This is a genomic window from Cetobacterium somerae ATCC BAA-474, assembly GCF_000479045.1.
Taxonomy (GTDB): Bacteria; Fusobacteriota; Fusobacteriia; order Fusobacteriales; family Fusobacteriaceae; genus Cetobacterium_A; species Cetobacterium_A somerae.
The window spans coordinates 1-10729 of the sequence record NZ_KI518096.1; the positions used below are offsets into that span (position 1 = coordinate 1).

Annotated in this window: 9 protein-coding genes; 3 read left to right on the forward strand and 6 right to left on the reverse strand. The window is 27.2% G+C overall.

Going from position 1 to position 10729, the window contains the following annotated elements:
* Positions 1–86: 86 nt before the first annotated feature.
* From HMPREF0202_RS03190 to HMPREF0202_RS03215, 6 genes are read right to left on the reverse strand one after another with little or no spacing between them, the layout of a single operon-like run.
* On the reverse strand, positions 87–1469 hold the full coding sequence (locus HMPREF0202_RS03190; protein ID WP_023051944.1) for a glycoside hydrolase family 1 protein: 1383 nt from the start codon (positions 1467–1469) through the stop codon (positions 87–89).
* 15 nt (positions 1470–1484) lie between these two features.
* Positions 1485–2825 carry a PTS cellobiose transporter subunit IIC gene (celB, locus tag HMPREF0202_RS03195; RefSeq protein WP_023051945.1) on the reverse strand — a complete coding sequence of 447 codons (1341 nt, stop codon included), beginning with the start codon at positions 2823–2825 and terminating at the stop codon, positions 1485–1487.
* Positions 2826–2840: 15 nt separating this feature from the next.
* Positions 2841–3791 (reverse strand): OmpG family monomeric porin, encoded by a 951-nt coding sequence (locus HMPREF0202_RS03200; protein WP_023051946.1) that lies wholly within the window; start codon positions 3789–3791, stop codon positions 2841–2843.
* Between the two features lie 27 nt (positions 3792–3818).
* Positions 3819–4118, reverse strand: a complete 300-nt coding sequence (locus HMPREF0202_RS03205; protein WP_023051947.1) for a PTS sugar transporter subunit IIA — start codon at positions 4116–4118, stop codon at positions 3819–3821.
* Positions 4119–4130: 12 nt separating this feature from the next.
* Complete coding sequence (locus HMPREF0202_RS03210; protein ID WP_023051948.1) at positions 4131–4445, reverse strand: PTS sugar transporter subunit IIB; 315 nt, start codon at positions 4443–4445, stop codon at positions 4131–4133.
* Positions 4446–4458: 13 nt separating this feature from the next.
* Positions 4459–5637: a glycoside hydrolase 5 family protein gene (locus tag HMPREF0202_RS03215; RefSeq protein ID WP_051364120.1), complete on the reverse strand. Its 1179-nt coding sequence runs from the start codon at positions 5635–5637 to the stop codon at positions 4459–4461.
* Positions 5638–5828: 191 nt separating this feature from the next.
* Between HMPREF0202_RS03215 and HMPREF0202_RS03220 the strand changes: the two genes are divergently transcribed.
* From HMPREF0202_RS03220 to HMPREF0202_RS03230, 3 genes are all read left to right on the forward strand, one after another.
* Positions 5829–6845, forward strand: coding sequence for a LacI family DNA-binding transcriptional regulator (locus HMPREF0202_RS03220; RefSeq protein ID WP_023051950.1), 1017 nt, complete (start codon positions 5829–5831; stop codon positions 6843–6845).
* A gap of 56 nt (positions 6846–6901) precedes the next feature.
* A complete protein-coding gene (locus tag HMPREF0202_RS03225; RefSeq protein WP_023051951.1) occupies positions 6902–7792 on the forward strand; it encodes an ROK family protein in 891 nt (296 codons plus the stop codon).
* Between the two features lie 176 nt (positions 7793–7968).
* Positions 7969–9819: a metallophosphoesterase gene (locus HMPREF0202_RS03230; protein ID WP_211231154.1), complete on the forward strand. Its 1851-nt coding sequence runs from the start codon at positions 7969–7971 to the stop codon at positions 9817–9819.
* Positions 9820–10729: the final 910 nt, after the last annotated feature.

The window sequence follows — 10729 nt, forward strand, 5'->3', positions numbered from 1 at the left end:
TCAATAGCTCCTAGTTTCATAAAATCCTCCAACTTTAAATAAAAAGACCTTTCAAAAGTTTTTTACTTTTTACTCAGTCTATTTTTTTAATTAAAATAATTATTCTTTGCTAACTCTGCAAACCATTCTCCATGCTTTTTCTTTATTCTTTCTCCTGTTTCTAAATCTAATCTATAAAAACCATATCTTCTTTTAAAAGAATTTAACCATGACCAACAATCTATAAATGTCCATTGATGTACTCCAAAGCAATTACTTCCTTCTTCAATCGCTTTATGAAGTTGTATAAAATGCTCTTTCATCAAATTAGTTCTAAAAGTATCGTCGATTAAACCATTCTCTTTAATATCACCTTCGGATTTTAAATCCATAGCTATTCCAATTTCTGCTAAATACCATGGGATATTTCCATAATTTTCTTGAATATTTTTAGCTATATCATATAAAGCAATTGGATATATTTCATTATTATCTCTATACGGATTAAATCTTCCATCTGGATTAATGTAATAATCAAAATAATATTCTGGATTGTTAAATTTTTCATCTTTTTTCTCTTTAGCTTTTACTCTTCTTGGAACATAATAATTTACACCTAGAAAATCAACTTTAGATTTCTTTATTTCTTCTAGTTCTATTTTATTTATTTCAGGAGTTAAATGATGTTTTTTTAAAATTTCACATAAATCTTGGGGAAAATATCCATTTAACATAGGATCTAGAAAACTTCTATTGAAAAATAAATCTGCCATATATGCTGCTTTTAAATCGTCTCCACTATTACTTCTTGCATAAGATGGTGTAAGATTTAATATTACCCCTATTTTTCCGGAAAAATTCATAGTTTTATATAAATTAATAACTTTAGCGTGGGCTAATATAATATTATAAGCTACTTGAGTTGCTAACTTAGGATCTTTTTTATTAGGATAATGAAAATCATATAAATAGCCACCTTCTACTGGAACTATTGGTTCATTAAACGTTGTCCAATACTTCACTCTATCTCCAAATAATTCAAAAGCTTTTTGAGCAAATAGTACGAATAAATCTATAACTTTTTTACTTTCAAATCCGCCAAATTTTTCTTGTAATTCAATTGGCATATCAAAATGATATAAATTTATTATTGGTTCAATTTTATTTTTTAAAAGCTCATCTATGTACTCATTATAAAATCTAACTGCATCATCACAAACTTCTCCAGTTTCAAAATTTTTTATTAATCTTGCCCACTGAATGGAAGTCCTAAAAGAATTAAAATTTATTTCCTTCATTAAAGATACATCTTCTTTGAATCTATTATATGTATCACAAACTATATCTGGTCCAATTCCTTCGCTAAATCGTTTAGAATCTTTCTCAAACCAATAATTCCATATTGATTGATTGATTTGATTAGTACTCCCTTCACTCTGCACTCCTGATGTTGCAGCTCCCCAGAAAAATCCATCTGGAAATTTATACATATTTATTCCTCCTAATTATAAATTATCAAATTCTGCTTTTAAATCCATCTCTAAATCATCACTATGATTATTTTCATTTAAACAGTATTGTTTATCTAGAACTTTTATAAATGGAAACCAAATTGCTGTTACTATACATAAATTTACAAGTTGTAATACTCCTCCTAAAACAGAATTTGTTGCTAAAATTCCACTAAAAAAGATTGGCACCGTCCATGGAACAGCTACTCCAGTTGGTGGTGGAACTAGCCCAACTCTCATTACAAAATAACTAAAAGCTACAACTATAATCGGAGATAATATCCACGGTATTAAAATTATTGGATTCATAACTATAGGTAATCCAAAGATTAATGGTTCGTTTACATTAAACATTCCCGCTGGACCTGATAACTTTCCAACTTCTTTTAATTGCTTACTCCTTGTAAACATTAAAAGACAAAGTACAACTCCTAAGGTCATTCCAGTTCCACCAATTCCTACAGTAAATGTCTCAATAAATTGTTTTGTAATTATATGTGGTAACTCCATCCCTTTTTGAAAAGCTTCTAAATTTTCAAGAGAAAGTGTATTCCAAATTGGATCTAAAACACTATTTACTATGATTTGTCCATGTAATCCAAAGAACCATAGAACTTGAATAAAAAGAATAGCTATTAAAGTTGTTACAACTCCACTTCCTAAAGCTACTAAAGGCTTTTGAACAACTGTATAGATAAAATCATGAATATTTCCAAAAGATGTCATTGTAAATCCAACTCTTATTAAAACAAAAACTGTAAGAGTTACAAATACTGGAATTAAAGCTGAAAAAGACTTACTAACTGCAGGTGGAACACCCTCAGGCATCTTTATAATCCATCCTTTTTGGATAATTTTTCTATATATCTCAGTTGCAAATATACCTGTGAACATTCCAACAAACATTCCTTTTGCCCCTAATCTTTCTAAAGGTATAACTCCAGTTATTGGACCACTTCCATGCTCTAAAGTAAATGGTGTTAAAATTAAAAATGCTGATAAAGCTAAAGCTGCCCCAAATAGAGCATCCACTCCATAAGATTTTGATAAATGATACCCTAAACCAATAACTACAAATAGTGTTGCTATAAACAGTGTTCCCTCCATAGCTGGATTTATAGCACTTCTAAAAGTATTCAAACTTTCTTGACTAAATATCTTATCTAAAAAAGGTAAATTTGCTAAAACTACAAACATTGAACCAAATATTGTCAATGGAAAGGATAGCATAAATGCATCTCTAATCACATTTAAATATCTATTAGCTCCCAACTTACTAGCTAAAGGCATCATTATTTTTTCAAAAGTTCCCATTATATTTTTAAATAAACTCATAATTCATCCTCCATTTTAAAAAGTATATGCTACAATAACTTTTCCAAAATATATATCTCTATTAAAAGTCTCACTTGTAGAATCTACCTTTTGTTTTTTCAAAGAAAGCTCTCCCATTACTTTCCAAGATTCATTTATTTTTTTATCTAAATAAAATCCAAATTTGTATGAGTCTCTTTCATTATATTTACCTAAATATTGAGTTTCTAAATCATAAAACTCGTCATAATATCCTCCAACTTCTAAAAAAGGTGTTAATGTTAACTCATATTTAGGTATTCCTATATTTAAACTAAATTTCCCGACATTTTCGTCCATATTTTTCTTTTTTGCATTTATATGCCTTAAGTCTTTTTCTTCCCATACTTTATATAAATATCCAGCATTAAACTTTAAATTTTCACTTAACTTATATGAAAAATTAATTTCTGATTCCAGAAAATTATCGTCTACACCATTTGAGTGAGAAGTTTGAACATCGTATTTATAATATACTTTTGCCCATGTTGATAAAGAATCTGTAAAGTTATAATCTATTCCCGGAGCTATTCCAAATGAGTTGTATCCTGCATATGTTTCTCCTTCGTCACCTTTAGAGTACTGTTCACTTTTAAATGGAATTGCTATCCAAGCATTACTTTTATTATTAATAGCTTTTTTATATGTTGGCCAAACTTCAACTAAATAACCATTTGATCCATTTGTTTTTAAATCTTCATTTGTCATAGACATATTTACAATTTTTCCCCAAATAGAATAACCTTGGTATTTTGTATTCCATAAAGAAAATTCAGCAAGAGTTATTCCAATTTTTCCAAATCCTCCATTATTATCAGGAGAACTTGTTTTTCCTTGTTCGACTTCTCCTCCCATTCCAAAATATCCATGCCAGTTTGAAGTTTCTTCAGCTTTTAAAGTTGTTACACATAAAATAGAAAATAAAAATGCTAATGTCTTTTTTTTCATCTTTAATTACTCTCCCCGTGATATTTTTTATTTTTTATAAAGCTCTATCATCTCTGTTATTAAATCTTTTGCCAACATGGCTGTCATAAGATGATCTTGAGCGTGTACCATTAAAAGGCCTATCTCTGTCTTTTCTCCATCTGCTTCCTTGCAGATAAGATCTGTTTGAAGAGAATGAGCTCTTAATAAACTTTCCTTTGATTTTTTTAATTTTTCTTGAGCCAAATCGAATTCATTCTTTTTAGCATGAGCTAAAGCTTCAAATGCTAAACTTCTTCCTTCTCCTGCATTTCCAACTAATTGCATAGCTATTACTTCTATATCCATTATTTTCTCTCCTTATTTTTTAAAAGCTTTCATTGTTCTTATTGCATCTTTTAATACACCTAATCCATCCATCATTCCATACTTCTGTGTATCTATTGTCATTACTGGAAATTTATTTTGAGATAACTCTCTCATTTTATCCTCTAAATGTCTAACTTGAGGCCCTAAAAGTAAAATATTTAAATCTTCAAAATACTCTTGTGCTTGAGATTCTGGAACTGCAGATATTTCAACTTCTAATCCATTTTCTGTTGCTACCTTCTTCATTTTATTTACCATTAAACTTGTTGACATTCCAGCACTACATGCTAATAAAATTTTTATCATTATTTACACCTCTTTATTTTTTATTTAATTTATTTGCAATCTCTTTCAATTTTTCAGGAACATCTGTCCCATCATTCATAACTCTAAAACCATCATAATTCTCATAAATACCAGAAGCATGCTCAGGATCAATTCCTGTTAAAATCCAAAACATCGCTCCGTCTCCACCATTTTCGAAAAATACCTTATTCCATTCTTCATATATTTTAGCTCTATCTAAATTTGACTTATCTCCTATTCCATACTCTTCTAAAATAAAGGGCTTATTATATTTATTAGCTATTTTACTATGATCTAATATATATTTTTCACCCCATTCTTTATAATTTTCTTTTGATATTCCCCAATGCTCTGGATATAAGTGAATAGTTCCAAAATCTATTGTTGGAATTTGTATTAACTCTTCCCAGTTAATTCCCTGAGAACCATCATAAGCCCAATTTCCTTCTTTTTTATACCCTTCATCTTTTCCAAATAAAAATCCTTCATCTCCTACACTAACCATATGATTTTTATCAATATTTTTTATATAGATACTCATTTCTTCTGCCCATTTAGTAACCTGCTTTCCAGTTTTATCTTCAGGATTTCTAGGTTCATTTGCCAATTCCCAAGCAAATATAGTTGGATCATTTTTATATTTTATTCCTGTATATTGATTTTTTCTATTCAAAAGCATTGAAACATAATTTTTATAAGCTTCTTTTGCTTTTTCATTAATATAAAAATCTTCTTTCCTTTCTAAATTATTCCATTTTTTATATTCTTCCATTCCACCAAAATCTTCCCAATAATTAGTTAATACTGGAATTACTTTTATACCATATTTTTTAGCTTGAGCTATACTATAGTCCATTCTTTCTAATCCATCTACTTCACCATTTCTAGTTTGATAATCTCCCATAGTAGGTTGAATAGAAAAATTATTTTGTATTTTAGTTTTTTCTCCATCTCCAAAGCCCCACATTCTAATAACTTTAATTCCCATATCGTTAGCTTGTTTAAATACATCGTCAATAGCTTGATTATTTTTATAGTGTAAATAATAATTATTCGTTCCTACAAATTTAAATTCTTTTCCATTTAAAACAAAATCTTTATCTTTTCTCTGTACAAACTCTCCAGTTGCTCCTAAAGTAACTACTGATCCTAGAATAAAAGTTGACAAGAATAACTCTTTGAAAATATTCAATTAAAAAACCTCCCAAAATTTTTCTATTTTTACGTAAACGTTTACGTAATTGGATATTACTATATTTATTTTTAAAAGTCAATACAAATTATTTATTTATAGTTTTTTACGTTCTAAAATAATGCGATATTAAGTTTTAACTTGACATTGAGAGTATTTCATATTATAACTTTATTCATAGGAGGACGAATATGAAACCAAGTATAAAGGAAATTGCAAAAAGATTAAATATAGCTCCTTCTACAGTTTCTCGAGCTTTAAATGATAAACATGATATCAGTCAAAGTTTAAAAGAAAAAGTAAATGCTGTAGCTAAGGAGATTGGTTATAAGAAAAATTCCATTGCCGCTAGATTGGTCAACAAAAAAAGTAATACTATAGGAGTTTTTTTTCTCTCTAGAGAACATATTAATAATGAAGAAAATACAGGATTCAAATACGTTGAGATTATTCTAGATAAAATTAAAGATAAAAATTACGATCTTATAATCTTTTCTGTTGATAGTGACTTAAAAGATAAAAAAAAATATATTGATATATGTTCTGAAAGACAAGTTGAAGGAGCTATTTTTATTGGATTAGAAGATACAGATGAAAATACTGAGTTACTAAGAAATATAGATGTTCCCACAGTAATTTTAGAAAAAAGAGTTTCTGGAAAAAATATATCTTATATCGGATCTGATAACGAATATGGCGTAAATTTAATACTTGATCATCTTTTTGAATTAGGACATCAAGATATTGCTTTTATTAAAGGACCTAATTTTATTGAGTGTTCTAAGGATAGGTTTAATGCTTTTTACAAAAGAATGACTTCTTTAAATCTTTATAAAGATAGTTTTGTAAAAGAGGGAAACTTTAGATTAAAAAGCGGATATAAAGCTACTCAAGAACTTTTAAATAATGATAAAATTCCAACAGCAATTATTGCTTCTAGTGATTCAATGGCTATTGGAGCTATGAAAGCAATAGAAGAAAAAGGTCTTAGAATTCCTGATGACATATCTTTAGTTGGATATGATGGTTTTGAAATAGGAGCTTTTTTATCTCCATCTTTAACTACAGTTTATCAAGACTTCCAAACTATGGGAATAAAAGCTGTAGAAACATTATTTTCTATGATTGAAAATAAAGAAAGCTCTGTTAATCTTGTTTTTAAGCCAAAATTAATAGAAAGAAAATCAACAAAAAAAATATTCTCTTAATGAGAATTTTTTTATATCACTTTTCGTAAACGTTTGCATAAATTTAAGGAGGAATTATGAAAAATATTATTGTTTTTGATTTAGGAGGTTCTAGTATTAAATATGGTGTTATTACTACTCTAGGAGAAATTCTTTTTAAAGGAAGTTTCCAAACTCCAAAAGATTCTTTTGAAACTCTTTTAAATAAAATGTTTGAAATTTTTAATTTATTAAAGAAATTTAATCCTCAAGGTGTTTCCATTAGTTCTCCAGGAGCTGTAAATTCTTCTTCTGGAATTATAAAAGGAATTAGCGCAATTCCTTATATTCATAACTTTGAAATAAAAAAAGTTTTTGAAGAAACTTTTCAGCTTCCTGTAGAAATTGAAAATGATGGAAATTGCTCAGCTTTAGCTGAATTTTGGTTAGGAAGTGGTAAAAATTTAAAAAATGTTATATCTGTTGTTTTGGGTTCAGGAATAGGTGGAGCTGTTATACAAAATGAGCAGCTCATTAATGGGAAAACTTTTCAAAGTGGTGAATTTGGTTATATGCTTTTAGAAGAAAATAAAACTTGGAGTTCTCTTTGTTCAACTATATCTTTAGTTGAACAAGCTAAAAAAATAACAAAAATAAATGATTTAGATGGTATTAAACTTTTTAACCTATCTTTGATTGAATATCCAGAATTAGAAACTCTTCTTAAAAAATATTATCTTAATTTATCAAAAGGAATATATAATTTACAATGTGCTTTTGATAGTGATGTCTTTATTATTAGTGGCGGAATAAGTTCTAATCCAATATTTTTTGAAAATTTAACAAATCACTTAAATAATTTTTATAATTCTTTAGATGATAAAGTAGAGATTCCTCTTATTAAAAAAGCTTTTTTTGAAAATGATTCAAACTTAATTGGTGCAGCATATAATTTTATAGAAAATATCCAACATAAAAGATTTATTTAATTAAGAACGAAATTATTCTTATTAAATAAGTTCGTAAACTATGCTAATATAATGATTCCTTTCTATAAAATAATCTTATAATTTTAACGTATTTTTTACTCTAAATAAAGATAATTTTAACTTGAATGTTATATAATTAAGACAAAGATAATAAAAATATGGGAAAAGGGAGAATTATGTTTAGTATAAAGAAAAGTTTAATAGGATTATTAGCATTGATGGGCACGACAATAATAAGTGCTGAGGAACAACAGATTGCATTTATATCAGATGTACACTTTCATGATGTATACGGAGATTTTAAAGGTGATTTTGAAGGTTTAAAAAGCGAGAAAACAGGAAAATACGCAACTATAAGAACAATGGATTCTCAAATGAATTCAACAAGATTATTTAATGAAAATTATTTTGCATTTATAGCTGTTTTAGATGATCTTGTAAAAAAAGATATAAAATATATTGTTCTTCCAGGTGACTTTAGTGATGATGGACAAGAAGTTCATATTGAAGGATTAAAAAAAATTATGGATGACTATGCCAACAAATATGGTTTAAAGTTTTATATCACATTTGGAAATCATGACCCTGTTATGCCGATGACAATTAATAATGGAAAGATAAATTATCTTGGAACTAATGGAAAAGAGCAAGCAATTTTCAGTAAAGGTTCAAAAATAAAGGAAAAAGATGGAGTAAATCCTATTATATTCTCAGAGATTGTTAAAGAACAAGGATATGAGGATATAATAAAACAGATAAATAGTTTTGGTTTAGTTCCAGAAAAAGAAGATTTATATTGGGAAACTCCATTCTCAAAATATAGTTATAATCAATATACTTTTAAAAAAGGTTTGGAAGCGAGTTCTTCTAGAAATAGGAAATATTCAATTTCTTATGAGGGGTCTGGAGATAAGTTAGGAAATAAAAAGTTTGAAATAATTGATGGAAGTTATTTAGTAGAACCTACAAAAGGATTATGGTTACTTGCAATAGATTCAAATGTCTATGTACCAACTGAAGATGGAAAAGAGTTTACACCAGCTTCAAACGCTGGATATAATAAAGTTCTAACACATAAAAAACACCTTATAAATTGGGTTAAAAAAGTTGCTAAAGAAGCTGAGGAGAAAGGGAAAACTTTAGTTACATTTAGTCACTATCCGATGATAGATTTTTACAATGGATCTTCAGAAGAGGTTGAATCTATATTTGGAAAAGGCAAGTTTGAACTAAGAAGAGTTCCAACAGATGAAGTAGCTAAAACTTTTGCTGATGCAGGAATAAAATTACACTTTGGTGGGCATATGCACTTCAATGACACTGGCGTTAAAAAGAATGAAAACGGTAATTTTTTAGTTAATGTTCAAGTTCCTTCTATAGCTGCTTATGTTCCAGCATATAAATTACTGTCGATAAATAATAAAAAAGGAGAGGCTACAATTGAAACGGTTAGAATAGATGAAGTCCCAAGATTTAATGAACTATTTGAGCACTATGAAAAAGAGTATGTTCAATTGAAAAAATCAGGTGCAAAAAATATTTGGAATAAAGATATCTTAAAATCCAAAAGTTATAAAGAGTTTGCAAATTGGCATATTCAAGAATTAGTAAGACTTAGATTTTTACCAAAAGATTGGCCAGAAGATATAAAAATAAATATTATTCCAATGTCAGGAAAAGATATATTTAATCTTTTAGCAGTAGGGAATGAAAAAAACGCAAAAGAAATTTTAGAGAAAAATGGTGTTACATTAATAAATTTAGAAAAATGGAATGGAACTGATTTAATTACAGATTTATATCGTTTTAGAAATGCCGGAAATTTAGCATTAAATGACGTTTCTGATGAACGTCTAAAAGGATATACAGCAATATATGAGTTATCTTTAAATAACAAAATTGAGGAAAATGAAGTAGTTAGTAGAGTGAAAACTTTATTTAGTATTTTAAATAAATTTATCAATGATTATCCAGATACAAATTTCGTAATTGATTTAAAATCAGGTAATTTAAATGTTATAAAATAGAAAAAATTGATAAAAAATGAGGAGTTTCTCAAATTTAGTATAAATTGTGAAAATTAAATATATATTTTACCTTCTTAGCTATTAATTTGTATAATTAAATTAATAACTAAGAAGATTTTTATATCCAGAAGAAATTCAGAACTAAATCCACTTGTTAAACAATTAATTGAACAAAATAAGATTAAAAATATTTGAAATAAAAAAAGCTATCTTAGCAAGAAGTACCTTGAAGTACCTAATCTAAAATAGCCTATTTGGATATTTAAAATTTGATAGCCAAGAAGTTAATTTACACTAAATTTGGGAAACTCCCATAAAACCATACAAAAGTGATTTTATCATTTTCACTTGTATTTTCTAAAAAAATATCAATTATACCTTTTAATACTTTAAACTCTTTACTTTGTAAAAGCGAAGAGTTTATATTAAGTAAGTTTTCCTCAGTTATATTTAAATATTTTTTATTGCCATAATTTTTAATAAGTTATTTATAGATTCATACTCTTCTTTTGTTATCCCTAACTTGGAATCTAGTTCATATTCTAAGTCATTAATTAGGCGTTTAGTATTTTTTTATTCTTTTTCCATTTTTTACTAAAAATAATATTATAGATTTCTTTTTTCATAATTCATTAAATAAGAGCTCTTTTCTTTTAATAAGTAGTTTATACCACAAAGAAATTGGATTTCTTCCTTTTTCAGAATTTTCTCTTTTCCTTTGTATTCTTGTCTTTTAGAAGAAACATACAGTAAATACCATCATCAAAAATTTTATAGAGGATATATCTTTTTTTAATCCTGCTCTATCCTATATTTTTATTATTATATTATTTAGATTTTCTTTTTTTTCATAACTTTTAGAACAAATTATAAATCTTGAAAATTGTTTTGGTCAAAATTTCCAATTAAA

What these genes read in the sequence shown, in the direction of transcription:
- HMPREF0202_RS03210 (WP_023051948.1), bottom strand. Translation starts at nt 4,445, where the DNA reads ATGATAAAAATTTTATTAGCATGTAGTGCTGGAATGTCAACAAGTTTA.
- HMPREF0202_RS03225 (WP_023051951.1), top strand. Translation starts at nt 6,902, where the DNA reads ATGAAAAATATTATTGTTTTTGATTTAGGAGGTTCTAGTATTAAATAT.
- celB (WP_023051945.1), bottom strand. Translation starts at nt 2,825, where the DNA reads ATGAGTTTATTTAAAAATATAATGGGAACTTTTGAAAAAATAATGATG.
- HMPREF0202_RS03200 (WP_023051946.1), bottom strand. Translation starts at nt 3,791, where the DNA reads ATGAAAAAAAAGACATTAGCATTTTTATTTTCTATTTTATGTGTAACA.
- HMPREF0202_RS03205 (WP_023051947.1), bottom strand. Translation starts at nt 4,118, where the DNA reads ATGGATATAGAAGTAATAGCTATGCAATTAGTTGGAAATGCAGGAGAA.
- HMPREF0202_RS03190 (WP_023051944.1), bottom strand. Translation starts at nt 1,469, where the DNA reads ATGTATAAATTTCCAGATGGATTTTTCTGGGGAGCTGCAACATCAGGA.
- HMPREF0202_RS03230 (WP_211231154.1), top strand. Translation starts at nt 7,969, where the DNA reads ATGTTTAGTATAAAGAAAAGTTTAATAGGATTATTAGCATTGATGGGC.
- HMPREF0202_RS03220 (WP_023051950.1), top strand. Translation starts at nt 5,829, where the DNA reads ATGAAACCAAGTATAAAGGAAATTGCAAAAAGATTAAATATAGCTCCT.